General features: G+C 68.9%; 25 protein-coding genes and 3 pseudogenes. 14 read left to right on the forward strand and 14 right to left on the reverse strand.

The annotated features are described in order from the left end of the window. Window positions 1-46 precede the first annotated feature (46 nt). Complete coding sequence (locus RV986_RS01150) at window positions 47-898, forward strand: helix-turn-helix domain-containing protein (RefSeq protein WP_475915578.1); 852 nt, start codon at window positions 47-49, stop codon at window positions 896-898. 43 nt (window positions 899-941) lie between these two features. On the opposite strand, the gene RV986_RS01155 is transcribed toward RV986_RS01150, so the two are convergent. Further along, complete coding sequence (locus RV986_RS01155; RefSeq protein ID WP_475915579.1) at window positions 942-1640, reverse strand: transposase; 699 nt, start codon at window positions 1638-1640, stop codon at window positions 942-944. Between the two features lie 108 nt (window positions 1641-1748). Then, window positions 1749-2663, reverse strand: a complete 915-nt coding sequence (locus RV986_RS01160) for a helix-turn-helix transcriptional regulator (protein WP_475915580.1) — start codon at window positions 2661-2663, stop codon at window positions 1749-1751. 167 nt (window positions 2664-2830) lie between these two features. On the opposite strand from RV986_RS01160, the gene RV986_RS01165 reads away from it, so the two are divergent. The 7 genes from RV986_RS01165 to RV986_RS01195 all read left to right on the forward strand — a co-directional run bounded on the left by RV986_RS01165 (window position 2831) and on the right by RV986_RS01195 (window position 8700). Further along, on the forward strand, window positions 2831-4279 hold the full coding sequence (locus RV986_RS01165) for an MFS transporter (protein WP_475915581.1): 1449 nt from the start codon (window positions 2831-2833) through the stop codon (window positions 4277-4279). 46 nt (window positions 4280-4325) lie between these two features. After that, window positions 4326-5177, forward strand: coding sequence for an aldo/keto reductase (locus RV986_RS01170; protein ID WP_475915582.1), 852 nt, complete (start codon window positions 4326-4328; stop codon window positions 5175-5177). A 140-nt stretch (window positions 5178-5317) separates the two neighbouring features. After that, entirely contained in the window at window positions 5318-5974 is a 657-nt protein-coding gene (locus tag RV986_RS01175) for an NAD(P)H-binding protein (protein ID WP_475915583.1), read from the forward strand. A gap of 289 nt (window positions 5975-6263) precedes the next feature. Further along, entirely contained in the window at window positions 6264-6689 is a 426-nt protein-coding gene (locus RV986_RS01180) for a flavodoxin (RefSeq protein WP_475915584.1), read from the forward strand. A 372-nt stretch (window positions 6690-7061) separates the two neighbouring features. Further along, window positions 7062-7598 carry a hypothetical protein gene (locus RV986_RS01185; protein WP_475915585.1) on the forward strand — a complete coding sequence of 179 codons (537 nt, stop codon included), beginning with the start codon at window positions 7062-7064 and terminating at the stop codon, window positions 7596-7598. Window positions 7599-7800: 202 nt separating this feature from the next. Further along, window positions 7801-8013, forward strand: a complete 213-nt coding sequence (locus RV986_RS01190) for a hypothetical protein (RefSeq protein WP_475915586.1) — start codon at window positions 7801-7803, stop codon at window positions 8011-8013. A gap of 273 nt (window positions 8014-8286) precedes the next feature. Beyond that, window positions 8287-8700: a hypothetical protein gene (locus tag RV986_RS01195; protein WP_475915587.1), complete on the forward strand. Its 414-nt coding sequence runs from the start codon at window positions 8287-8289 to the stop codon at window positions 8698-8700. 120 nt (window positions 8701-8820) lie between these two features. On the opposite strand, the gene RV986_RS01200 is transcribed toward RV986_RS01195, so the two are convergent. Both RV986_RS01200 and RV986_RS01205 read right to left on the reverse strand, forming a co-directional pair. Beyond that, on the reverse strand, window positions 8821-9057 hold the full coding sequence (locus RV986_RS01200) for a transposase (RefSeq protein WP_475915588.1): 237 nt from the start codon (window positions 9055-9057) through the stop codon (window positions 8821-8823). 297 nt (window positions 9058-9354) lie between these two features. Beyond that, the gene (locus RV986_RS01205) at window positions 9355-10521 is read right to left on the reverse strand and encodes a glycoside hydrolase family 3 N-terminal domain-containing protein (RefSeq protein WP_475924147.1); all 1167 of its coding nucleotides are present in this window, start codon (window positions 10519-10521) and stop codon (window positions 9355-9357) included. Between the two features lie 587 nt (window positions 10522-11108). Between RV986_RS01205 and RV986_RS01210 the strand changes: the two are divergent. Continuing rightward, a pseudogene (locus RV986_RS01210) lies at window positions 11109-11569 on the forward strand (IS5 family transposase); the annotation flags it as partial. A gap of 336 nt (window positions 11570-11905) precedes the next feature. On the opposite strand, the gene RV986_RS01215 reads toward RV986_RS01210, so the two are convergent. Further along, window positions 11906-12436: a hypothetical protein gene (locus RV986_RS01215; RefSeq protein WP_475915589.1), complete on the reverse strand. Its 531-nt coding sequence runs from the start codon at window positions 12434-12436 to the stop codon at window positions 11906-11908. Between the two features lie 407 nt (window positions 12437-12843). Between RV986_RS01215 and RV986_RS01220 the strand changes: the two are divergent. Continuing rightward, window positions 12844-13838: pseudogene (locus RV986_RS01220) on the forward strand (IS701 family transposase); the annotation flags it as partial. Window positions 13839-13895: 57 nt separating this feature from the next. On the opposite strand, the gene RV986_RS01225 reads toward RV986_RS01220, so the two are convergent. After that, window positions 13896-15194, reverse strand: coding sequence for an alpha/beta hydrolase (locus RV986_RS01225; protein ID WP_475915590.1), 1299 nt, complete (start codon window positions 15192-15194; stop codon window positions 13896-13898). Between the two features lie 57 nt (window positions 15195-15251). Here RV986_RS01225 and RV986_RS01230 point away from each other — a divergent pair, with 57 nt between their 5' ends. Continuing rightward, the gene (locus tag RV986_RS01230) at window positions 15252-15803 is read left to right on the forward strand and encodes a helix-turn-helix domain-containing protein (protein WP_475915591.1); all 552 of its coding nucleotides are present in this window, start codon (window positions 15252-15254) and stop codon (window positions 15801-15803) included. Window positions 15804-15980: 177 nt separating this feature from the next. Continuing rightward, window positions 15981-16385: a hypothetical protein gene (locus RV986_RS01235; RefSeq protein WP_475915592.1), complete on the forward strand. Its 405-nt coding sequence runs from the start codon at window positions 15981-15983 to the stop codon at window positions 16383-16385. 94 nt (window positions 16386-16479) lie between these two features. On the opposite strand, the gene RV986_RS01240 is transcribed toward RV986_RS01235, so the two are convergent. The 8 genes and pseudogenes from RV986_RS01240 to RV986_RS01275 all read right to left on the reverse strand — a co-directional run bounded on the left by RV986_RS01240 (window position 16480) and on the right by RV986_RS01275 (window position 22238). Further along, window positions 16480-17253 (reverse strand): methyltransferase domain-containing protein, encoded by a 774-nt coding sequence (locus tag RV986_RS01240; RefSeq protein ID WP_475915593.1) that lies wholly within the window; start codon window positions 17251-17253, stop codon window positions 16480-16482. 94 nt (window positions 17254-17347) lie between these two features. Continuing rightward, window positions 17348-17686: pseudogene (locus tag RV986_RS01245) on the reverse strand (ATP-binding protein); the annotation flags it as partial. 86 nt (window positions 17687-17772) lie between these two features. Next, a complete protein-coding gene (locus RV986_RS01250; protein WP_475915594.1) occupies window positions 17773-18345 on the reverse strand; it encodes a YbhB/YbcL family Raf kinase inhibitor-like protein in 573 nt (190 codons plus the stop codon). Continuing rightward, complete coding sequence (locus tag RV986_RS01255; protein ID WP_475915595.1) at window positions 18342-18908, reverse strand: isochorismatase family protein; 567 nt, start codon at window positions 18906-18908, stop codon at window positions 18342-18344. Before RV986_RS01255 ends, RV986_RS01250 begins: the two co-directional genes overlap by 4 nt. Window positions 18909-18928: 20 nt before the next feature. Next, on the reverse strand, window positions 18929-20734 hold the full coding sequence (locus RV986_RS01260; RefSeq protein WP_475915596.1) for an MFS transporter: 1806 nt from the start codon (window positions 20732-20734) through the stop codon (window positions 18929-18931). Window positions 20735-20763: 29 nt separating this feature from the next. Further along, complete coding sequence (locus RV986_RS01265; protein WP_475915597.1) at window positions 20764-21204, reverse strand: MarR family winged helix-turn-helix transcriptional regulator; 441 nt, start codon at window positions 21202-21204, stop codon at window positions 20764-20766. 672 nt (window positions 21205-21876) lie between these two features. Continuing rightward, window positions 21877-22002, reverse strand: a complete 126-nt coding sequence (locus tag RV986_RS01270; protein ID WP_475915598.1) for a hypothetical protein — start codon at window positions 22000-22002, stop codon at window positions 21877-21879. A 62-nt stretch (window positions 22003-22064) separates the two neighbouring features. Next, window positions 22065-22238 (reverse strand): hypothetical protein, encoded by a 174-nt coding sequence (locus tag RV986_RS01275; protein WP_475915599.1) that lies wholly within the window; start codon window positions 22236-22238, stop codon window positions 22065-22067. Between the two features lie 316 nt (window positions 22239-22554). Between RV986_RS01275 and RV986_RS01280 the strand changes: the two genes are divergently transcribed. Together RV986_RS01280 and RV986_RS01285 are read left to right on the forward strand one after the other, a co-directional pair. Then, a complete protein-coding gene (locus RV986_RS01280; protein ID WP_475915600.1) occupies window positions 22555-23025 on the forward strand; it encodes a GNAT family N-acetyltransferase in 471 nt (156 codons plus the stop codon). Between the two features lie 342 nt (window positions 23026-23367). After that, the gene (locus RV986_RS01285) at window positions 23368-23631 is read left to right on the forward strand and encodes a hypothetical protein (RefSeq protein WP_475915601.1); all 264 of its coding nucleotides are present in this window, start codon (window positions 23368-23370) and stop codon (window positions 23629-23631) included. The last annotated feature ends 83 nt before the right edge of the window (window positions 23632-23714 follow it).

The following is a 23714-nucleotide window of genomic DNA, read 5'->3' on the forward strand; positions in this document are numbered from 1 at the left end:
CGCCTACGACGTCGCGTCTTGTACGAATGTCGCGTAGCTTGACGCCATGCGATCCGCCGAACTGGCCCATGACGCGGCGTCGTTGTGGGACATCGCCACCCCGTCGCGGCCCGCCCGGCTGCCCGGGGTCGGCATGGCCGGATTCCGCGCCCGTACGACCGACCTCGTCGACCTGGGCGTGGTCCCGTACCCGGCGGTCACGGTGGCCGTCGACCTCGGCGACGGACCACTCGTCGTCGACGACGTCGGCGGTCGCCAGCAGAGCGGCAGCGTCGTCGTGGGGCTCGCGTCCGGCGGCGTTCGAGGGCGCGGCCGGAACATCGAGTGCCTGCAGGTGCGGCTGTCGCCGCCGGTCGCGCACGCGGTGCTGGGCGACATTGCGGAGTCGGGCGCCTCGGTGGTCTCCCTCGACGACTTCTGGGGCCGCGACGCCGCGCGCACCCAAGAGCAACTGCGCGCTGCCGGGCCGTGGGACGACCGGTTCGCGATAGCGGAGGCCGCGCTCCTTCGACGACACGAGGCAAGCCGAGCAGTCGAACCTGAGGTGGCCTTCGTGTGGGGGCAGATGGTGACGAACCTGGGAGGGGTTCGGGTCGAGCGGCTGGCAGCCGAGGTCGGCTGGAGCCGTAAGCGTCTCTGGTCCCGGTTCCGAGCCCAGATCGGTCTCAACCCCAAGCGCGCCGCTCAGCTTGTCCGTTTCGACCATGCGGCCCACCGGCTGGCCTCGGGTCACAGCGCCGCACGGGTGGCGGCGGAGATCGGTTACGCCGACCAGTCCCACCTCCACCGGGATGTCATGGCCTTCGCCGGTGTGACGCCCACGGCCGTTGCGGTTGCACCGTGGCTTGCGGTCGACGACGTCGCGTGGGCCGCTCCCGAATACCTGTCCAAGGCTTGACCCGACGGTCTGCACCCGGCGGGCACGAGGCCGGTGGCGGGGGTCACAGGGGAACATTTCTACAAGACGGCGGGCAAGTGAGCTTGTGACACTGCGAGCATGTCCAAGAACCGGAATGACTCCCCACTGCCGCGCCTTCAGCGGCCACGGTACGGCGTTGACGCTCCAGCGTTCCCGGCGGTACTCGGCGCCGCCGGCACGGCCTGCTGCCTGACTGCCGGCCGTTGGTCACCTCGAACCAGGCCCAGTCGTAGTACCGCTGTCCCTTGGAGCCCTCACCCTGGCTGCGGAGCTCCCACCGGTCATGGCTGTTCGCGTAGTGCAGCAGGTCCCCGGCCTGCGCAACCGCGGGCTGCCGGGGTTTGGCCGCGGGGCCGGCCGGCGGCAGCGTCACCGGCACGGCGAAGACGTAGGGCAGGGTGTGTTCGTGCAGGAAGGCGCGCAGGGCGCGGTCCGTGCCGTAGTCGGCGTCGGCCGCGACCCAGCCGAACGGCATCCCGCGCGCCACCGCGCCTGCCAGTATGCCGATGCCGATGCTGATGCCGAGCCGGGGCTTGGTGGCGAAGGCGATCTGCTCGGGCACGCTCGCGTCCCGGCGGCGGGCCGGGTCGTCGCCCCAGCCGGCTGGCAGGTACAGGCGCCGGTCGTAGAAGGTGCGCCCGGCCTCGGCGGCGTAGCTGAGCATCACCATGACCTGGCAGTTGCGCACGTCCCCGGTGCTGCCGCAGTGCTGGTGGGTCACCCCCCACCGACCGGCTGCCTTTCAGGACGCCTTCCGTAACAGTGGGCAGGTGTGCGGGGGCCTCACGCGCATGCTGGTGCCCCGCTCGCGCCGCCCGTGGAGCTGGAGTCAGGACTGCGTGCGTCGTTGCTGTTCCGCTTTCGTCTTGGGACGTCCGGCGGGCCGAGGCGCGGTCATGTCGAGCAGGAGCATGGCGTCGTGGTCGGGGCTGCCGGGTTCGGCGGTGTAGACGCCCAGGCGTTGGCCGGGGGTGCCTTCGAGGTGCATGCTCTGGCCACTGAGGGTGAGGGTGCCGACCTGGGGGTGGCGGAAGGTCTTCTGGACGCTCTTGCGCCCGATGACGTCGTAGCGCTCCCACAGCTTGGCGAACTCCGGGCTCTTGAGCAGGAGTTCACCCACCAGGTTGGTGAGATCGGGGGCGTCCGGGGCGGTGCCGGCCACGGCGCGGAGCCGGGCGACACAGCCGCGGACCAGGCGTTCCCAGTCGTCGGGGAAGAGGGTGCGCGCGGTGGGGTGGAGGAAGAGGTAGCGGGCGAGATTGCGCTGGGTGGCGGGCCAGTCTGTGAGGCCCGCGTACAGGGCGAGGCCGCCGGGATTCCAGGCGAGCAGGTCCATGCTGCGGCTGACGATGTAGGCCGGGCTCGGCCGCAGCGTCTCCAGGACCAGCTCCAGGTGTGGGCGCACGGTTCGGCTGGGCGGCGGCGCGGGTTCGGGAGCGTACCTGGCGGCCCGGGCGGCCAGCTCGCGCAGGTGCTGGTGCTCGGCGTCGTCGAGGTGGAGGGCGCGGGCGAGGGCGTCGAGCACGGAGGGACTGGGACGGGTCTCCTTGCCGCGCTCCAGACGGACGTAGTAGTCGATGCTGATGCCGGCGAGCGTCGCCAGTTCCTCACGGCGCAGACCGGGGGTGCGGCGCATGCCTGTACCCACGGTGAGGCCGACCTGGCCGGGGCTGATCTGGGTGCGACGCGCGCGCAGGTACCGGCCGAGTTCCATGTCGGCGCCGCTGCTCTGCTCGGGTGCCATAGCGCCAGTGTCACACCGCGCTGACCTGCGTGGCAGGCGCGTGGGGGGCCCTGTCACACCCCTGAACGTCAGTGCCTGGCAGATCCCGGCCTGCCACCGGGGCCGGAAAAGCGCGAGGCTCGATTTCCGACAGCACACCCGGCCTTCCCAGTGCAGGAGATCATCCCTTGTCCACGTCCGCCTCGCCCGCATCGCTCCGAGTCGGCGCGGCCGGTCCGCCGCCGCAGAGCGTCTCCGGCGCTCGCCCGGCGCTGGCGGCCGTACTGCTCGGCTTCTTCACGATCATGGTCGACGCGATGATCGTGAACGTGGCCCTGCCCTCGATCGGACGCGGTTTCGGCAGCGGGATGACCGGGCTTCAGCGGGTGGTCGACGGTTACACCCTCGCCTTCGCCGCGTTCCTGTTGTCCGCGGGCGCGGTCAGTGACCGTATCGGGGCGCGCCAGGCGTTCGCCTGCGGTCTGGGTCTGTTCGTGGCGGCGTCCGCGGTCTGTGCGATGGCGCCGAACCTGGGCGTTCTGGTGGCGGCGCGGCTGGTGCAGGGAGCCGGGGCCGCGGTCGTCGTTCCGTCCTCCCTCTCGCTGCTGCGTGAGACCTTCCCCGACCCGGCGGCCCGAGCGAAGGCGATCGCCCTGTGGGGCGTGGGCGGCTCTGTCGGCGCCGCTGCCGGGCCCGTGGCCGGCGGGCTGCTCACCCTCATCGACTGGCGGATGATCTTCTTCGTCAATCTGCCCGTCGGCGCGGTGGCCCTGCTGCTCCTCAAGCGCGCCCGGCGCTCCCCGCGTCAGGAGGTGCCCTTCGACTGGACCGGCCAGGTGGCCGCCGTCGCCGCCATGGGCGCGCTGACCTACGCGGTCATCGAGGCCGGTGCCGACGGCTTCGGCACCGCGCGGGTCCTGGTCGCCTTCGCGGTGGCGGTCGTGGCGGCCGTCGTCTACCTGATCGCACAGGCCCGTGGTCGGCATCCGATGACGCCGCTGCCGCTGCTGCGCTCCCGCACGATGTCGCTCTCGGCCGCCATCGGGTTCGCCCTGAACGTCGGCTTCTACGGCATGATCTTCTTGCTGGGCCTGTACCTCCAGCAGGTGCACGGGCTGAGCGCGCTCGCCACCGGCGTGGCCTTCCTGCCGATGACGGTGCTCACCTCCTTCATGAGCCCCGTCGCCGCCCGCCTGGCCACCCGGCTCGGTGCACGGATGCCGGTGATCACCGGCCAGTCCCTCATGGCCACGGGCCTGCTGGCGATGGTGGCCCTGCCCGCCGACGCGCCGGTATGGCTGACGGTGGTGCTGATGGTGCCCGTCGGCGCCGGCGGCGCGATGGCCGTGACCGCGCTGACGGCGCTGCTGCTGGAGAAGGTGCCCGCCGGGCGGGCCGGTGTCGCCAGCGGTGTGCTGAACGCCGCCCGCCAGCTCGGCGGCGCCCTTGCCGTCGCGGTCTTCGGTTCGCTGGTCGCCGACCGGACCGGGTTCGTCTCCGGCCTCCACACCAGCCTCCTGATCGCCGCGGCAACCGTTGCGGTGAGCATCGTGGCCACCGTGCTGCTGCGCACTCAAGTCCCACATCAGATTCCGGCCACCGCCACCGACGCGGGCCCACGCCCACTCGAACGCTGACCGGTCATCTGTCCCCCGCCCCGCCCCGCACAGAGAGAAAAATCCCATGCAGAACGTCACCCTCAACAACGGCGTCGAGATGCCTGTCCTCGGCTTCGGCGTCTTCCAGATCCCGGCGGAGGAGACCGAGCGGGCCGTCACGGACGCCCTCGCGGCCGGCTACCGGCTGCTGGACACGGCCGCCGCCTACGCCAACGAGCAGGCCGTCGGCCGCGCCATCAAGGCCGGCGGCATCCCGCGCGAGGAACTTTTCGTCACCACCAAGCTGTGGGTCCAGGACGCGCCCGCCGAGGAGAACGCCAGGCGCGCCTTCGAGACCTCGCTGAACAAGCTCGGCCTGGACTACCTCGACCTGTACCTGATGCACCAGCCCTACGGCGACGTGTACGGCCAGTGGCGCGCCATGGAGAACCTGCACCGCGCGGGCCACATCAAGGCCATCGGCGTCGCCAACTTCTACCCCGACCGCCTCCTCGACCTCATCATCAACAACGAGGTCACCCCTGCGGTCAACCAGATCGAGACCCACCCCTTCTTCCAGCGCGCCGACTACCAGGAGCTGATGCGCAAGCACGGCGTCCAGATCCAGTCGTGGGGCGGGTTCGCCGAGGGCAAGAACGACCTCTTCACCAATCCGGTCCTGAGCGAGATCGGTGAGAAGCACGGCACGTCGGTGGCGCAGGTCGTGCTCCGCTGGCTGACCCAGCGCGGCGTCGTCGCGATCCCCAAGTCGGTCCGCGCCGAGCGCATGGCCGAGAACTTCGACATCTTCGACTTCGAGCTCACCGACGACCAGATGGCATCCATCGCCACCCTGGAAACCGGCGCCTCGCTGTTCTTCGACCACCACGACCCGGCCATGGTCAACTGGCTCAGCGCACGGCGCCTGGACGGCTGACCCGGCAGACGGCGACAACCACCGCCGCAGAACTCTCGCGCGCGGGTGCCTTCATCCGCCCGGACCAAGGCACCCGTGCGCGGATCTCCACCTCGCCGTCTTCACGGCGGCGCCCACCCTTCACGGACCAGGGCCTGATCATGTCCCAGAACATCACCGACGTACTCATGGTCGGCGCCGCCGGCAGCATCGGACAACTCGCCGCGCGCGCCGCGCAGCGACACAGCCTGCGCCCGCGGGCACTCGTGCGCGACATGCGACGAGCCGAACGACTGCTCCCCGGCGTCGAACTGATACAGGGCGACCTCAAGGATCCCACCTCCCTGGAGCACGCGGTCAGCGGAGCCGACGCGATCGCCCTCACCCACGGATCCGGTGGCGGCCCCCGCCCGGGCGCCACCCCCTGGAAGCGGCGCTCCGAACGCCTCCTGCGAGCCGACGGTCTGCCCTACGCGATCGGCCGCCCCGGCTGGTTCGACCACGCCGGCCCCGCTCGGCGGCGGCTCGTCCTGGAGCAGGGCGGTACGGCCGACGGCGGGATCGCCCGCGAACAGATCGCCGAGACACTGGTAGGCAGCCTGCTGACCGGCACTGCGCTGGGCAGGACGTTCGAGCTCATTGCCGCCGAGGGCGAAGAGCCGTCCGACCGGGTCGGGCTCTTCGGCACCCTGAAGAGCGACGAATCCGGCTCCGTGGACGGCGTGTTGGACCCGGCCGACCTCCCGGTCGAAGCCGAGCCGCAGACAGTGCGTGCGGATCTCGACGCTGTCCGTTCCCTGAACGGAAGCAGCGGATGACAGCGCGCGGATTCGACACCGGGAAGGGCAAACTCGCCTCGCCGGGGCGACGCGCTCTCCTTCGTGGCGTACTTCTGGGAGGAGCCACCATCATGACCGGTGTCCAGATCACCGGCTGTTCCCCGTCGCAGTCGAGCGGGGCGGCACCGGAGTCGAGTGAGCGCCTCGCCCCTCGGCCACTGGGTCCGGGAAGCGGGTCCTGCTGGCCTACTTCTCCCGGCCTGGCGAGAACTACTCCTACGGTGGGCGTACGAATCTCAGGACCGGAAACACCGAAGTCCTCGCCCGGATGATCAGCGGGCACATCGAGTGCGACGTCCACCGCATCGAAGCCGTCGACCCCTACTCCGACGACTACGACGCGACGGTCGCCCGCAATGTCCGCGAACAGAACACCGACGCGCGGCCGGCGATCGCCAATCCCCCCTCCTCGATCGAGCGTTACGACGTGGTGCTGTTGGCCAGCCCCATCTGGAACATCCGAGCACCCATGATCATGTCGACCTTCGCCGACAGATACGACTTCCGCGGCAAGAGGGTCCATCCGGTCACGACGTATGCGATGAGCGGACTGGGTACCACCGAGCGCGACTACGCGGCCTCCTGCCCCGGCGCGACCATCGGTGAAGGTCTTGCGGTACGCGGCGAGGAAGTCCGGAAAGCCGATGCCGAAGTCCCGTCGTGGCTGCGGCGCATCGGCCTTCTCCAGGACTGACCCCGTTTCTCGAACGAAACAGTCTGACAGTCCCGTGCCACGTGCGACAGGTGGGAGAGGGGTCCCTGCCACACCCGACAGGGCCTGCACACCTCCTGCCGCCACGGCGGGCAGTGGGGCTGAACGGCATCGACGGCGGCCAGGACGAGGCAGTCCGCGTGCCGCAAGCCCAGGGGGGCCGCATCCTCCTGATCCAGACGTACGGCGGCACGGGCGCTCTGATGCCGCGCCTTCTCCCAGCGGTCAACTCGACGATTGGCGCGACGCGTTCGGCGACAGCCTTGTACAGCACGCCTCCGCGGAAAGTTTCCGACGGGCTGAGCACCGGGCGGACCAGCAACGGTTCGTCCGCTCGAAGTAACGTCAGGGTGCATGGTGTCTCTCTTCGCGTTCTTCGGCCCGCCCGCGATCACGCTCGCCCTCTTCGCCGTCGGGACATTGCCGTACGCGTTGTGGGTGGCCTGGAGGAAGCCCTCCAGGCCGGCCCGCTGGGCTGTGATCGGGATCGCGGCATCGATCGCCGCCTATGGGGCCGGGACCGTCTACGGGCTCGCCTTCACGAACCCGCTCGACGTATGCGGGGACAAGACCGGCGACGGCGTGTACATGGATGCCGGGCGGGACTACAGCCTGACATCGGTGAACATGGACAGCTTCCCTCCGTCCCTCACCTGCCACTGGACCAGCGGCTACAGCACCGAAGTGGTGTGGTTCTGGGTCCCGCCCCTGCTGTACGCGGGGCTGGCCTGCTCCGTCGTCTGTTCCGCCCTGCTCCTCATCAACCGCTACAAGTACAGAATGGCTCCTCGTGACAACGAGCTTGCCGCGTTGACGGGCTCTCGGCCTCGGCGCAGGAGCCGGGGCAGCGATCGCCCTGACGACTGCCGGACCCGTGATCACACCACGTAGTACCACGGTGGAGGGCACGGGCGTCGAGGCCTCCTTGGCGTAGGGCGACGCTGCGACGGTACTGCTGTACGTGGCCCGCCGGTTCGCGTACGAAGTCGACATGCTCAGGGCCGGCGACCTCCACGGGCACACCACCGATCGAAGGGTTGGTGCCTCGTTCGAGTCGAACCATCTGTCGGGCACTGCCATCACGATCCGTCCCATGCACTACCCGCTCGGCGCCGACGTCAAGAACACCGGCATGAGCGAGACCGAACGGATCGTCGTCGCGGACATCCTCGCCGACTGCGAGGGCGTCGTGGCGTGGGCCGGGGACCGGAAGCCGGTGAAACAGTCCCACTTCCACTTCCACATCCACTTCCACATCAAGCCCGGAGATCCCCGCTTGAAGCGTCTCGCCGCCCGCTTCCAGTAGTCCCGTTGCTGTCAGGCCCCGTCGAAGCTCAGCTGTTCTGGCTTCGACGGGGCCTGCTGCATGCCAAGTTCAGGGACGTTCCAGCCCCACCGTTCGCAGGCGTGATCTGCGAACCACCGTCTGTATGAGCTGACCCCGGTTTCCTGGAGTCCCTGAAACGCCATCGGCTTTCCGAACGTGTCGTTTGGTTCGGGTTGGGTGGACATGAACTCCGTTCGGTGGCAGGAGACATGGGCGTGATTCGTCCGTTCGTCTCGCTTGTGGAGGTGGCTGGTGCCGTCGGTGCTCGGTCTGCTGGACGCCCGGGAGAAGAAGGCCCGGGAAGAAGTGGTGCGGCTGCCTGAGGAAGCCGAGCGGGTGCGGGCCGCGCTCCCAGCGACGGAGCGCGATCTCGACCGGTTGGCGGATGCGCGGGTGACAGTCACGGAGGTGCTGGCCGAGGAGCCGTCGGCCGGACATGCAGGGCCGGTCAGGCCGGTCAGGCCGGTCAGGGCCACGGTGTCAGGCTCGGTCGTGCCGCCGCGGGCCGAGGGCATCGGCCTGGAGGTGCTCGCGCCGCAGTACCAGCAGATCCTGTCGGTCCTCGCCGCGCCGGAGGCCGCCGACTGGTTGTGGGTGAAACAGTTTGCGGTTCAGCTGGGCTGGAAGACGACGCCGGCCCGGATCGAGGGGTGCGCTCGCGGGTGAAGCGGCTGGCCGCGCGGGGCTGCGCCGCGGAGGTGCGGCCGAACGTGTTCGGTGCGGTCAGCCCGTTGGTGCCTGCTGCTTCGGGATGAAGGCATCCCGGCGGCGCCCGGCCAGGCGGCGTCAGCGCAGCATCAGCCAGCTCAGCGTTCTCTCCACCACCCACCGCCTCGGCAGCACTACGAAGACGATGGTGTCGTCGGAGCGTTTGACGATGGCGAGGGTGAGCTTGAGCTTCTCGGCCGCCCAGTCGACCAGGCGACCGGAGTAGCCGCCGTCCGCCCACGCCAGGCGGATGGAGAAGTACAGCTTGCGCAGCCGCTCCAGCAGCGGCACGACGGCGTCGCCGGTCCTGCACACTCGCCGCGGGCACCACCAGCACCAGGCCGAGGCAGTCGACCGCCAGGTGCCGCTCGCGCCCGCCCACCTTCTTCCCGCCGTCCCAGCCGGACGTCGAGCGCGGGACAGTCACCGCGGCCCGCACCGACTGCGAGTCCACGATCGCCGCCGTCGGATCCCCCGTGCGACCCTCCTTCTCCCGCAAGAGGTCCTTGAGCTCGGCAAAAGGTGACGTTGACACTTGGCCGGCCGGGCATCAAGGGACGCCTCCCACTGGGCAGTCCGGTGAGCCAAGAGCTCCTTGCGCCCCGCTCACGCTCAGGAGCAGAGATTCACGTGCCGGACGGCCAGGACGTGCCCCGCCGCGTCGATGAGGCGGCTGCGGGCGAGGTGTCCGCCCGCCACCGCATTGGTGATCGCCGTGGCGATCGAGGACGTCTGGGAGCTGACGTTGCTCCCCAGGTCGAACATGACCATGTCGGCGCCGGAGCGCAGGGCCTGGACGGCGGCGGCGGGGACGCTGAAGCCGGCGGCGGAGATCGCCTTGGCGCTGAGCGAGTCGGTGAGGACCAGCCCCTTGAAGCCCAGCTTGCCGCGCAGCTCGTAGCTGATGGCGGTGGGTGACAGGCTCGCCGGATTGGTGCCCAGGCCCGGCACGATGTTGTTGGAGACCATGATGGCCGGGGCACCGGCCTTGATGGCCGCTGTGAACGGCGGGATGCCGACCTTTTGCAGGGTGGACCAGGGCAGGGTGCGGGCGGGGCCGAAGTCGGAGTTGTAGCTGGAGCCGCCAAGGCCCGGGAAGTGCTTGACGACAGGTATCACGTGTCCGGCGCGCAACCCGTTCATGTAGGCGACACCGTCCTTGGAGACCACCGAGGTGCTGCCGCTGAAGGACCGCCATCCGTCGGGGTTCGTCCGGCTGGGGGCCACGTTCCTGCCGTCGACGTCGACCACCGGCGCAAGGTCCATGTTCACCTGGGCGGCCGCCATCTTGGAGGCGACCTTCGTGACGTTCTGCTGGATCTGCGCCGGGGTCCAGTGCTTGCCCATGTACGCGGGCCAGGGCAGGGATCCGACGAGGTTCGCCATGCGCTGGATGCCGCCGCCCTCCTCGTCGGTCATCACCAGCAGGCCCAGGTGACCGGGTACATGGGACTTCAGGGCGGTCAGCCGGGAGCCGAGGTCGGACGGCGCCTTGCTGCCGAACAGCAGCACACCGCCCGCACCGGCGCTCACCTCGGAGGTGACGCCGGACACCGAGGTCTCCGACACCGGGACGGCGATGGTCAGCATGGCCAGCCGGCGGTTCGACCATCCGGCCAGCTTCGTGCTGTTGGTGCACGCGGTGGCGGCGGTGGTGAGAGCCGGAGCGAAGGTCGAACGGGAGGGGGAAGACGTGGCAGACGGCGCGAGGGACACACCGGGGCCACTGGAGTGCGGGGACGCCTTGGGGGTGCCCGTACCACAGCCCACCAGGAGCATCGCCGCCACAGCGGCAGCAGTGCTCAGTCTGCGTGCGTTTCTGGCCCGGCCGGGGAGCCGCGGTGATGCTGTCGCGCTTCTGCGGTCACGGTACGACGGGAGATTCATCGCCCGGCCTCCTTCGGGAAGGCGCGACGACTCCCGTCGCGCTGATGGCCGTGTGAGCATGAGGTGGGCTTTACGACGCGTGAGAGGCGCACCAGCCCGCGTTTGTTCGCTGGTCCACGCTCGGAGTACCAGGATCTCGCACCTCGCAGTCGGACGGAAGTCCAGCCGACGTGAGTCAGGACTTGCCTTCGAGCGCGCTTCACCCAGGTCGCAGCGCAGTTCACCGTGGGACGGGTGTGGGGCGAGGGCGCCCTCGGGCCGGGAAACGGCAGGTCAGGGAAGGCTCCCAGCGCGGCCCGCAAATCTGCCGGCGCGCCGCCTCCTGGCCGCCCGGCAACGCCCCGCGGCTGGGAGAAATCTGGAAGAAGATCTTCTCGCAGTGCCTCTCCAGTAGCTGCAGTGCCTCTCCAGTAGCTACAGAGACCCCGCCATACAAAGAAGCCATTTCGTTTGGTGTGACCTTGCGACGGTCTGGAGTGGTGACAGCTTCGCTCGGTAAGCGGATGGTGCCTGAGGATCTGTGGGAGTTGTTCCAGCGCATGGTTCCGCCTCCTCCCGAGCGGCCACACGGCGGGGGTCGGCGCCGACGGGGTGACCGGGAGGTGCTCGCTGCGATCGTCTTCGTGGCTACCTCCGGGTGCATATGGAACCAGTTGCCGTCGGGCTTCGGCTTGTCGGAGGTGACTGCTTTCCGCCGGTTCACCGAGTGGTCCCGGGCCAGGGTGTGGGCCAGGCTTCACCGCCTGGTCCTGGACGAACTCGGTTCCCGGGACAAGCTGGACTGGTCGCGGTGCGCGGCCGACTCCGTCAGCGTCCGAGCCCTTAAAAAGGGCAGCTGACGGAACCGAATCCGACCGACCGCGGCAAGAACGGATCGAAAATCCACCTCATCATCGACCGAAACGGCCTGCCCCTGTCCATCGGTATCTCTGCAGCCAACGGGCCTTGACCCCGGATCTTGAACACGTCTATGCGGCTCGGGTCAGGGTAGTTGATGTTGAGTGGAAGGTGTTCTCGTACCAGACATGGCGCCAACGCTCCACTGAACGCTCGTTCACCCGCAGGCCCTTGGCGACATCCCAGGTCCTGTCACCACGCGCGAACCTCTCACCGGCCCCCAACTGGAGCACCTCACGCACAGCCCGCCGCCCAGCAGCCGGGCCCCCACCCGAAGCATCCGAAAGCCCAGTAAGTGTCCGGAGAACCGTCGAGCCTAGTACCCCAGCTGTAGATCATGATCTTCTGAGTGCCTGGCCCTGTGCAAGGCGCCGTGGCGTCAACTGTTCTCGCAGGCCCTGGCTTTGAACTCCGCTACGGGCACGGTGATAGCGGATTCGCCGCCGTTGCCCGAGACGTCGTCGTAGCGGACCGTTCCCGGGGTGAGCCGGTCCCGGTCGGTCAGGGTGAAGGAGACGCTACTCGATGACCACGAGCTGTCCTTGGTCCAGCCGTAGAGGGCATAGGTGGTCTTGGCGTTGAGCGGTTTGAGAGATCTGGTCGCGGTCCAGCCGTCGGAAGGAGAATCGAGGGTCCAGGTGGCGAGACCGGCCGTGAGGGGTCGGTCGGCGGCCCATGAACCGACCGTCACCTCACTGTCGACGCCGGTACCGTCCACGTAGAGGGTCGCGCCATCGATCTGATGCCCGCAGACCATCATGACGCCGAGCAGATGGCCGTCGCCGGTCACGGAGATGCCGGCGACGGCATCGGCGGGAACCGTGCACCCTGAGGTTGCGGCCAGGGCCACTACGGCCGCGAAAGCGCCGACGAAGCGCCGGAACACCGGCCATGAAACGGTTGACTGCACAGACCCCCCTTGCCCAGGGGATCGCTATTTGTACCCCCTATACGCCGGATGGTAGGGACGATCCGCGTCGAGTTGCAGCGCCGCCACCCACCCGTTGCGCCCTCGTTGTGGCCTTGTAGCCGCTTGGCTGCCTCAGCTCAAAGGACGGTGATGTTGCCCGGGACCTCCTGCGCAACCTTCGGCGGCATGCGCTCAAGCCTCGCTGTCACAGACAGTGGGGCCCGGTCCGGGTCCGGGTCCGGGTCCGGGTACGGGTCCGGGTACGGGTCCGGGTCCGGGTACGGGTACGGGTCCGGGTCCGGGTCCGGGTACGGGTACGGGTACGGGTACGGCCACCATTGATCATCGTGACGTGTGCGGAGTAACGCTGAGACGGTGACCGCAGGTCACACCATAGATCCCGTTCGTTGACGGGAGGCGTTCGAGGTGGCCATGGCCGTATCACGGGACGGTTCGCCCGGGTCGAACCACGGTGCCGGGCAGGCCGGTTGGTGCTGGGCCTGCTCTCTGACCTGCCGCGCAAGAACTGCTGGACGATCGCGGAATGGGCCGGGGAAGCCAATCCGCACGGCATGCAGCATCTGCTGTGTAGGGCCTCCTGGGACGCCGACGCCGTCCGTGATGATGTCCGCAAGTACGTCGTCGAGCACCTGCACACGACGATGCCGCGGTGCCGGTCGTGGATGAGACAGGCGATGTGAAGAAGGGTGTCCACACTGTCGGGGTCCAGCGTCAGTACGCCGGGACGTCCGGGCGAATCGAGAACTCCCAGGTCGTCGTCTACCTTGTCCATACAGGTGCCCGAGGCCACGCGGCGGTGGACCGGCAACTGTATCTCCCGCGCTCTTGGACCTGCGACCAGGACCGCTGCCGGGCGGCGGGGCTCGGCGCGGACATCGTCTTCGCGACCAAGCCTGAGCTGGCCCGCACGATGATCGAACGGTTCCTGGACGCCGGACACCACGTCGACCGGATCGCCGGCGACGAGGTCTGGGGCGGCAACGCCAAGCTGCACTCCGCCATGGAGGAACGCGGCCTCGGCTACGTCCTCGCAGTGGCCTGCGCGGCCGAAGCCGCCACCAAAGCAGGCGAGTTCCGTGCCGACACGCCGGCGGCGAAGATACCTGAGCGGGCCCGGCAGAAGCTGTCGGCAAGCGCGGGAGTCAAGGGCAACCGCTTCTACGACTGGGCCGTCATCGACCTGGCCGAACCCGGCCCCGGACACCGGCAGCTGCTGATCCGCCTCAACCGCCGCACCGGTGAACTGGTCTACTACCGCTGCCACTCCACCGGACCGGTCCCGCTCACCACCCTGGTCAGGGTCGCTGGATCAAGGTGGCGGGGGGAGGAGACCTTCCAGACCGAGAAGGGGCTGGCCTGCCTGGACGAGCACGGAGTTCGTACTCGACCTCCGGCCTTTCGAGTCGGACCGTGGTCGCGCCCGAGCCAGTGATCAGTCTCAGCGGCGCCTGTCCGTGGGGAGGAATCGAGTGAGCTTCCCCCGGTTCGGTGCCAGCCACTGCGCGATGTCGGTGACGATGGCTGGGTCGACGTGTTGGGGCGCTTCATAGTCCGTCGGCGTGGAGGGTCCTTCGCCGGGGAAGAAGAGATGGTCGTCGGCCTCGTAAATGCGGATCGTGACATCCAAGCGGTGGGCGAGGCCGCGCCTCCACCGCGCGAGGTCGTCGTCGACGGTCACTTGGTAGTCGCGTCCTCCTTGGAGAATGAGCACCGGTTTGTCCACGCTGGCCGCAGCGGAGACGGGGTCGTAGTCGCGCATGTCCAGCCAGTACGGCGCCGGGAAGCCGAACGGTAGGTCCCCGGCCGGGGTCGAGGCAGACAACTCGGTGCTGTCGACACGTGCGGCCTGTTCGGCGGCGAGGGCGACGGCGGCGGCGATGTCAGGGCTGGGGTTCACGGTGGACAGGTAGCGGGTGACTCGGACGGCGGCGTGATGCATCGGCTGGGCGTCGCCGGCCAGGATCACCAGGCCGGCGACGGACGGTTCGGCGGCTGCTACGCGCGGCGCTACCTTGCCGCCCATGCTGTGGCCGAGCAGGAAGACTCGTTCGGCGTCCACGGCCTGGTGACGCTGGAGCAGGTGGACGGCGGCGACCGCGTGCGGCACGTACTCGTCCGACATGGTGAAATCGGGCGCGGAGGCGACGTCCGGGTGGGTGTGGGTCATCTTGTCGAACCGCAGCACGGCCACGCCGCGGCTGGCCAGTCCCCAGGCCAGGTCCTTCAGCGGCTTGTTCGGTCCGCTGGTCTCGTCGCGGTCGAAGGGGCCGCCGCCGCTGAGGAGCACGACGCCGGGCCGTGGGCCACGCTTCCGTGGCAGCGTCAGCGTGCCGGGCACGGCGAGTGGGCCGGCGCCGACCGTGACCTCCTGCTCGGCGAACCTGCTCCGGGCCGCGTAGGGCGGTGGTGTCCAGGAGATGGTGGACGGCGGCGCGAATCGTAGGCCGTGCAGCATGCCGGTGTCGTCCACCGACATGACCACGGTCAGGCCCCCGTGTTCGCAGGTCACCGGGACGCTTACGCGAACCAGCCCCGGCTCGCGCTGCTCGCTCGTCGGTTGCCCGATCTCCGAGATCGATCCTTTCGCGCCCATCTCGGTCGCCCAGGCCGTTCGCAGCGTTTCCCCGGACACGACTGCTCGCAGCCGCGGGGCGAAAAGCTCTTCGATCTCGCTGAAGCGTCCGCTGCGTGCCAGGTCGACGACCCGCGTCGCGCTCTCTGTCGGACTCGGTCCCATCTCTCACCACCTTTCTCATTTTTTGCGAACGGTAGCAGATTGCGAGAAGGTTGACTCATGGACACGTTGGAACTCCTGGCACACCCGGTACGCCTGCGGATCGTGCACGCCATGCGTGGCGGGCGAATGCTGACCACGGCCCAGTTGGGCACGCTGTTGCCTGACGTGTCGAAGGCGATGCTCTACCGGCATGTCGACCTGCTCTCCGCGGGCGGCATTCTCGAAGTGGCCGAGGAGCGGCGGGTGCGGGGCGCAGTGGAACGGACCTTCCGCCTGCGCCAGGACCAGGCGGTCATCGATGCCGACATGGTCAAGTCACTCTCGCTCGACGATCACCGCGGCGCGTTCGCCACCGCACTCGCCGTGCTGGCCGCCGAGTTCAATGCCTACCTCGAACAAGACCACGCCGACCCGGCCGCAGATCTCGTCGGCTACCGGCAGCACGCGGTCTGGCTCAGCCGTGATGAACTCCACGAGCTGATCAGTGAGCTGCGCAGCGCGATCGCACCCCGGCTGGCCAACCGGCCCACCAGCGACCGCGCGCGATACCTGCTCAGCCCGATTCTCTTTCCGATCGAGGAACCGCCAAGAGACTCGGCCACCGCGTGAAGCGCCCGCAACGCGGAGCATGTGCAAGATCCCCGAGAACCAGCGGGCGCCGCAGCAGCTCAAATCGTCAGCACCGCTCCGGCTTCGGCAACCGCGATCCTCAACTTGTCTGCGATGTAGCTGTGTGAGGCCCACCGAGCTCAGAGTGAGGTCCGTAGCGGCCGAGTATGGCATCCGGTGCCCTACAGCAGCCTGCGGGACTGGGCCCGCAGCCGCCTGCAGTGGCCCGACGTGTCCGCACCGGCCGCCGCGGCGCCCCCCGTCCGCACTGTTGTCGGCTGGATCACCCGGCACCCGGACACCCTCACCGAGGACGAGAACCGGCTGCCCAAGGCGGTGCTTGACGCCTGCCCGGAGCTGGAGCAAACCCATGAACTCGTACGGGGCTTCGCCCAGATGCTCACCCAGCGCACCGGCGCTGATCTGCCGGACTGGATTCGAACTGCTCCGCAAAATGATCCTGCTCCAGTGACCCTCCGTCACCACTCCCCAAGATCTGTGCCAGAGCCCGCCAGCGGCCCCACCCAGGCGACTCCAACTGGCCGCAATTCGCGGGTGATTTGTGAAGATCAGGCGTTGTGAGGTGGCTCTGAGCAGCGGCTTGATTTGGGACCACCGGCTCCAAATCGGCAACCGGGACTGGCGCAGTTGTCACCGCGCGGGTCCCGGCCCTTCGTCAGCGGGAGCAGATCACGGTGACGAGTGTGAAAGAAGCAAAGAAAGGTCCCTCGGAGAGCGAGGCGAACCACCGACGACCGCGTGCTTGGTCGATGCGACCGTCCTGGATGGCTTGCTGCATGTTGCGGCCGAGTCCGAGGGTGCGATCCGCTTCTGGGAAGTCGAGGAAGACCGGTGTCGTTGCCCTCACCGTCTCGACGACGAAGCCTGTTTGCTCTGCGTGACGGGCGAGGCTGCGTCCGATGGTGGCGTGACGGACCACTTGCGACGTGGTGTAACGCGTGAACGCGCGGCTCATGTCGAGATCCTCCGCATCGACCACCAGCGTGTCCCAGTCCGGCTCCGCCAGAGCGATCCGCGCTCCTGGCCGCGTGGCCAGGTGGAGTTGTGCCAGCACGCCGACCGGCTCGGCGACATGCATGAGGACCCGGTCGATCTTGGCCCGGTCCACCGTGCCGGGCTCGACGGGGAGGGCGTGGGCGTCTCCCTCGCGGATCTGAACCGCTGGCAGGGCGCTGGTGCGTCGGCGAGCTTCGGACAGCATCGCGTGATCGCGGCCCACGCCGATCACTGTGCCGCTCGCGCCGACGCGTTCTGCCAGCGTCGGCAGGTCTGTGCCTGGGCCGCATCCCACGTCGAGCGCGGTCTGGCCCGGCTGGACGTCCAGCAGCTCCATTGACTCCTGCTTGTAGCCGCGGCCGACGGCGCTGGCCGCGGCTCGCAGCATGTAGTCAGCCGGGTCAGGTCGGGGCGCGCCAAGGGTGGTTGACATGGGGGAAGTGAAAGACGGTCCATGATCCGTGGTCAGCGCCATTCGAGGACAGGCTTGTATTTGGTGCTGTTGTTCTTGGCCCTGGTGCGGGCCAGCGGTAGGACTCGGTTCCGGTCTCGATGAGGGTGGCGTTGAAAGTGAGCCGGTCCACGATCGCCGCGCAGAGCCGCGGATCGGTCAAGGTCTTCGACCCGCCGGTGAACACTTCGTTGGAGGCGATCGCGATGCTGTTCTTCTCCTCCCTCTCGGTCAGAACCTGGAAGAGCATCTCGGCGCCGCGGCGGTCGAGTTCGAGGTAGCCGAGCTCGTCGATTTCCAAAAGGTCGGCGTGTCCGTAGCGGGCGATGGTCTTGCCGAGCTGCTTGTCATGGGCCGCCTCGACGAGCTCGTTCACCAGGCTGGCTGCGGTGGTGTAGCGGACGCGGTAGCCGGCCGACGATTACTCGGTGGGGCGGCTCGCCTCCCGTAGATCCTTGTGCCCGGGGCTGTCTGTGTTGGGGCCTGGGCCAGGGCCTGGGGTCAGCGTTCGAAGATGCCGGTCAGTCGGCCGCGGTCGAGGACGGGTGCGGTGATGGCGGGCAGGAGGGCGCGGGGCCGTGCCCGGTTCGGTGGCGTTGTGCCGGGCGTGCTGTCCACGGGGGTTGAGAGGGCGAACAGCTGGAAGGTGTAGCGGTGTGGCCCGTGGCCTTTGATGGGCGCGGGACCGTGGTATCCGCGTCCGATGGTCGACCGCAGCACCTGTACTCCGGTGGCCGACTGCCGTGCGCCGAGGGCGCCGGGGCCGAGGTGCCCGGACGTCGGGTCGATCAGGGCGACGCAGTGCACGGCGGGCTTGGCCAGGGGGACGTCGATGTCTTCGACGACCAGGAGGAGTTGCGCGGTGCCGGGTGGTGGCGGGGTCCAGGCCAGGTGGGGGGACAGGTCGTCGCCGCCGATGTGCTTCGCGCCGTGCTCCAGCGGTATGGCATCACCGTCGCTGAAGTGCCGGCTGGTGAGGGTCAGCAGTTCGGGGCCTTGCAGGTTGGGCAGATTCCACGCCGTGTGGGTCTCGCCTGCTCTGCGGTTGTTCAGGAGTCGGCCCAGCAGGGTCATCGCGTTGCCTCGATCATGTCGATGATTTCGGTGGTGGCGGCGGTTTCGCCGAGCTTGGGGAAGACGCGTTCGATGCTGTGGCGGTGGGCGTCGGCGTCAGGGTCGCTCATGGCGTCGGTGGCCAGGACGACGTGGTAGCCGTAGTCGGAGGCCGAGCGTGCGGTCGACTCGACGCCTGCGCTGGTCGAGATGCCGGCGAGCACGATCTGGGTGACGCCCAGGTCCCGCAGGAAGGTGTCGAGTCCGGTGTCGTGGAACGTGCTGCGCCGCCGCTTGGTGATCAGGTGGTCGGTCGGCTGGACATCGAGTTCGTCGATGAGGTCGGCCCAGCCGGACGGCAGTGCGGCGCTGCTCCCGGACCGTCCGGCTTCTGTGCGCCCCGGCGCGCGTCCGGTGACGTTGACCAGGACCACGGGCAGGCCGTGCCGCCGGAACTCGGTGGCCAGGTGGGTCGCCTGCTTGACGACGGCGGTGAGCGGATCGTCGGTGTGGGCCGAGACGATGCCCTTCTGCAGGTCGATCACGACGAGCGCGGACATGGGGTCGATCGTGGTCAGTGCCAAGGTTGTTTCTCCTGTGGATGTCACTGGTTGCCGGGCTCGGGGGGCGTGGCCATCTCAGCCGCCGGCGTCCCCGTCCGGCCGTCGGTCGCACGGGCGAGGGCGTCGCCGGTGGCGGCCGTTCGCGGTCCTGGGGTCTTGGCTGCGGGGCTCGTGCCGCGCAGCAGGGAGGCGATCGCGGCAAGGAAGGCGAGGGTGGCGCCGAAGGCGAACACGATGACCAGGCCGGAGTGGAAGGGTCCGGAGATCAGGGTCGGGAAGAACTCGCGTCCGGTCAGGGTCTGTTGCTGCGCCGCAGTCAGGTGGGTCAGGGCGCCGCTGGGCTGGAGCAGGTGCTGGATCGGATTGACGCCCAGTTGGGCGGCGAACAGGGACGAGACCGGGGGCAGGCTGCCGACCTGGGTGGCGACGTGGGCCGGTACGCCCTGTTGTTGCAGGCCGGCGGTGAGGGTGTGCGGGAGGCTGCTGGCCAGTCCGGCGATCATGAGGGAGAAGAACACGCCGATCGAGACGGCGGTGCCGGAGTTCTGGAAGGTGGCCCGCATACCGGAGGCGACACCACGTAGGTGTGCGGGCACGCTGCCCATGATCGAGGAGGAGTTGGGGGAGGCGAACATGCCGCTGGCGATCCCGTTGAGCGCGATCAGTACGGCGAAGATCCAGTAGCTGAAGTCGATCGGCAGGAGCATCAGGCCCAGGAAGCTGGCACCGAACAGCAGCGCGCCGCCGGTGGCCAGGCCCCGGGAACCGAGCCGGTCGGACAGATAGCCGGACACCGGGCCCGCGGCGAGGAAGCCTGCGGTCAGCGGCAGCATGAAGATGCCCGCCCACAGCGGCGTGGCGCTGTAGTCGTAGCCGTGCAACGGAAGCCAGATGCCCTGCAGCCAGATGATCAGCACGAACTGCATCCCGCCGCGGCCGATCGATATGGCCAGGCCCGCCAGATTGCCGAAGGTGAAGGCCCGTCGGCGAAAGAGAGCCAGTTGGATCATCGGCGCGGAGACGCGGTTCTCGATGATGACGAATGCCGCCAGGAGGAGTAGTCCGCCGGCGATCAGTACGTCGACCAGCGGGTTGGTCCAGCCCATAGTGTGCCCGGCGTAGGGCTGGAGGCCGGCGGTGATCGCGATCAGGGTGGCACTGAGGCCCACCGCGAAGGTGATGTTGCCCCACCAGTCGATCCGACCGCCGCCGCGCTTGCCGGTTTCGCGCAAGGTGCGGTACGCCCACAGCGTGAAGAACACGCCGACGGGGACGTTCACCCAGAACACCGCCCGCCAGTCCCAGGTCGACAGCAGACCGCCGGCGACCAGGCCGATGAACATCCCTCCCAGGCCTGCGACTTGATTGATGCCCAGGGCGAAGCCGCGCTGCTCCTTGGGGAAGGCGTCGGTCAGGATCGCGGCCGAGTTCGCGGTCAGCATCGAGCCGCCGACGGCCTGCACCACCCGCCAGACGATCAGCCACATCGCTCCGTGACCGCCGTCGAAAGGGTCGAAGGACAGCAGGATCGAGGCGAATGTGAAGACCGCGAACCCGGAGTTGTAGATCCGGACCCGGCCGTACATGTCTCCCAGCCGGCCCACCGTGACCACCAGGACGGCCTGGACCAGCCGGTACCCCATGATCATCCACAGCAGATAGGCGATGCTGCCCGGAGCCAGCGGGTCCAGGTGCACGCCACGGAAGATCGCCGGCAGGGCGATCAGCACGATGGAGCCGTCCAGCGCGGACATGAAGACCGCGGCGGTCGTGTTCGTCAGCGCCGTCCACTTGTACCGGTCACCAGCCGAGCGGCGCGGGGCGCGCGTCTTGACAGGATCCGTCATCGGCTCGCTTCCTCATGGTTCCGTCGGCGTCAGATGTTCTGTGCCAGTCGCTCCAGCAGCGGCGCGGCGGCTGCGAGCTGCTCCAGCTCCGTCGAGGTGAACGTGCCGCTGGTCAGGGCCCGGGCGATGAGTTCGGCCCGCGCGTTGCGCTTGTCCTTCAGCGCCTGCAGACCGCCCTCGGTCACCGTCAGCACCACGCGCCTGCCGTCGTTCGGGTCCCGGCGGCGTTCGACCAGGCCACGGGCCCGCAGCGCATTGAGCGTCGCCCCCATGGCCTGCGCGGTGATCTGCACGTCCCGGGCCAGCGCCGAGGAAGTGGTGGGGCCCGAGCGGTCCAAGTGCGACAGAGCGGTCCGCTCGGGCATCGTAAGTCCGCCGTCGATCGGCACTTGGCGTACCCGCCGCACCAACACGCTGAGACTCGCCAGCAGGGCCGAGGCGACTCCACCGGGGTCCAGGTCATCGTCCATATACTAAGGCTACTTTATCAACCTGCCTTAGTAAATTCGCCTCATCGTGCTGCCCGGGGAGAAGCGGAGCGGCCCGGTGCGGGCCTTGCCCGCCGCCAGGACGAACCTCACCGCGGCGGCGACCGGGGTCCAGAGCGGCCCAGCGCCAAGTGGTGGGGGTGGAAGCCGACTACGACGGTGTGAGGAAGGACGGGGACACGGACCGGGCAGGCATCCGGCGGACATGGCCCCGGGCTCCATACGGCGGCCGGCCGCGATCGAGGGCGAGCCCCGACCAGCCCTCGATCGGGATGGCCAGATGTCGGACGACGCCACACATACGAGCGAGCTCATGCGGCCTCATGAGGTGGGCTCGACCGCCGCGCCATTGGTCCCATGCCGAGGCGCCAAGGAGTTCCTCGGCGTCGGGCAGTCCGGCGCGCCGGAGGAATTCGGAAGGTCGGCGTCGTTATGGGCAAGGCCGGCGATCCCACCTCGGATCGTGACGCGCCGTCCGCCCGAGGACCTGCAGACCGTCCCCACCACCGGCCAGAACGGGCACGCCGACCGGCTGCACCAGTGGGAGCAGCACGTCACCAGTCTGCTCTGACGGCGGCTGACCGCAGCCGCCGGTCACACCGCGGGCCCGGTCCTCCGGGGGGGGCCGGACCGTACGATTCCGAAGGCGCCGTCTCAGCGGGTCTCGGTGTTCCCCTGCGGCCGCACCGCCTTGTTCAGCATGGGGTTGTTTTCGCTCTTCTCGTCGGTCCCGATCGTCGCCGGACTGGTGAAGGTGTCGACAAAGTCCGGCTGAGGCACCGAAGCCGGGGCAGGAGAGATCGGCGCGGAGGCGCGCCGGCCACTCCCCCGGGTTCTGGCCTTCAGCTCGTGACGCCGCTTGCATCGAGAAAGCCGAGCAGCGGTACTCGATCGGCATGGCCATCGCGACCCTCGCCATCTTCGCGATCCCCCTCGCTCTCGGAGATGAGCTGCAGCCGGCGCTGCTCCGCGCGATGATCTTCGTGATCGTCGACCAGGGGGCCTCCCGAGAACACGCAGGTCACCGTTCTGACAGGTCAGCCCCAATCCGCGTACGCGATCTTCCAAACTGGTGCGGTGTCCCACCCCCGGCAGCGGGCTCTGGGCACGGGCATCGCCACGTCAGGCCGAATTGCTCTCCACCAGGAGCTGCCTCGGACGTGGTCACAGTCCGGCGTGCCAGTCCCGCTCCAGATCGCCCATGTCGAATACGCTGCGAAGACGTCCGACCTGGCGTCCTCGATAACGCGTACGCACAAGGGAATGCCGTCCGGTGGCAGCTCTTCACGTCGGTTCGGATGGCGCGGCTGCCGGATGTGGAAGGGGTGTGGCATGAGGTCTCCAGGTGTGCACCTACAGGAGATCACCGACGCAAACCGGGATGCCGTACGCGCCCTCCGGGTCCGACGGGACCAGAAGCAGTTTGTCGCCTCCGTGTCCAAGTCGCTCAAGGAGGCGGCAAAGAAACCGGAGGCCAATCCCTGGTACCGCGCCGTGTACCGTGGCGACGAGCCAGTCGGCTTCGTGATGCTGTCGTGGAAGCCGCCGGCCGGTCTTTTCAAAGGGCGGCACTTCCTCTGGCGCCTCCTCGTCGACAAGCGGTACCAGCGGCGAGGGATCGGCCAAGAAGCGCTCACGCAGATCGCCGCACTGGTTCGCGCGGACGGCGCCACCGAGCTGCTGACCAGCTACGAGCCCGGCGACGGCGAACCATGGCCCTTCTACCAGAAGTTCGGGTTCGAGCCCACCGGGGAGAGGGACGACGGTGAGATCGTTCTGCGGCTCACCTTCCCCGCTCAGTGAGCTCATACAGGAAACCGCAGACGGTTTTGACCGCCGGTGGTCACATGTTGTCGTACCCCCCGAGGCCGCCGAGCACAGCGTCGGGGCGGCGCCTGGGCTGGCGCGCTTGCCCCACACCGGTGGGACCGCCCGCACGAGCGGAATGAGCCGGTCAGGAGTGTCCCGGTGTCGGGCCGCAGTGCGCGCGGCGGCGGGTTGCTCTAGCGTCGAACAGAGGAGGGGCAATCCTGCCGAGCCGACGGGGGCGGGGGCCCGAGGCCACGGTCGTACACCGGGCGCGTCCGCTGCTCGGCGCCTTGAATCCGCGAATCCCCGACCAGCCCCGGAGAGCAGGTGCCTCCCATGCACACGGCGGCCCGTATCGCCGGTGTCCTCACCGGTTTGACCCTCACACTCGGCGGCGTGGCCTTCGCCGCCCACGCGGACATCCCGGCCTGCACGAACATGGTCCAACAAACGGGCGTCGAAGTCTCAGACGCCGTCAGAATGGCGTGCAACCAAGGTGTGCACGGTGACCTGCGGGGCTGTGTGAGCGCCCTGACCCAGGCCGGCACGCCGGGCGGCGCCGCGAACGGTGCCTGCCGAATGGCGGCCAACCCCCCGTGACGGCCGCTGCCGGCATACGCCACCGCGGGCGTCGCGGGCGAGGTAGATCTCGCTGCCAGTCCGCCGCAGGGCCGGCCGCCGCT

This window comes from Streptomyces sp. RLA012, assembly GCF_056270325.1.

Excerpts from the sequence above, each read along its gene's own strand:
- RV986_RS01260 (WP_475915596.1), bottom strand. The coding sequence starts at position 20,734 with ATGACGGATCCTGTCAAGACGCGCGCCCCGCGCCGCTCGGCTGGTGAC.
- RV986_RS01190 (WP_475915586.1), top strand. The coding sequence starts at position 7,801 with ATGCACTACCCGCTCGGCGCCGACGTCAAGAACACCGGCATGAGCGAG.
- RV986_RS01150 (WP_475915578.1), top strand. The coding sequence starts at position 47 with ATGCGATCCGCCGAACTGGCCCATGACGCGGCGTCGTTGTGGGACATC.
- RV986_RS01230 (WP_475915591.1), top strand. The coding sequence starts at position 15,252 with ATGGACACGTTGGAACTCCTGGCACACCCGGTACGCCTGCGGATCGTG.
- RV986_RS01205 (WP_475924147.1), bottom strand. The coding sequence starts at position 10,521 with ATGCTCCTGGTGGGCTGTGGTACGGGCACCCCCAAGGCGTCCCCGCAC.
- RV986_RS01265 (WP_475915597.1), bottom strand. The coding sequence starts at position 21,204 with ATGGACGATGACCTGGACCCCGGTGGAGTCGCCTCGGCCCTGCTGGCG.
- RV986_RS01180 (WP_475915584.1), top strand. The coding sequence starts at position 6,264 with ATGATCAGCGGGCACATCGAGTGCGACGTCCACCGCATCGAAGCCGTC.
- RV986_RS01250 (WP_475915594.1), bottom strand. The coding sequence starts at position 18,345 with ATGACCCTGCTGGGCCGACTCCTGAACAACCGCAGAGCAGGCGAGACC.
- RV986_RS01170 (WP_475915582.1), top strand. The coding sequence starts at position 4,326 with ATGCAGAACGTCACCCTCAACAACGGCGTCGAGATGCCTGTCCTCGGC.
- RV986_RS01185 (WP_475915585.1), top strand. The coding sequence starts at position 7,062 with ATGGTGTCTCTCTTCGCGTTCTTCGGCCCGCCCGCGATCACGCTCGCC.
- RV986_RS01175 (WP_475915583.1), top strand. The coding sequence starts at position 5,318 with ATGTCCCAGAACATCACCGACGTACTCATGGTCGGCGCCGCCGGCAGC.
- RV986_RS01225 (WP_475915590.1), bottom strand. The coding sequence starts at position 15,194 with ATGGGACCGAGTCCGACAGAGAGCGCGACGCGGGTCGTCGACCTGGCA.
- RV986_RS01160 (WP_475915580.1), bottom strand. The coding sequence starts at position 2,663 with ATGGCACCCGAGCAGAGCAGCGGCGCCGACATGGAACTCGGCCGGTAC.
- RV986_RS01285 (WP_475915601.1), top strand. The coding sequence starts at position 23,368 with ATGCACACGGCGGCCCGTATCGCCGGTGTCCTCACCGGTTTGACCCTC.
- RV986_RS01280 (WP_475915600.1), top strand. The coding sequence starts at position 22,555 with ATGAGGTCTCCAGGTGTGCACCTACAGGAGATCACCGACGCAAACCGG.
- RV986_RS01240 (WP_475915593.1), bottom strand. The coding sequence starts at position 17,253 with ATGTCAACCACCCTTGGCGCGCCCCGACCTGACCCGGCTGACTACATG.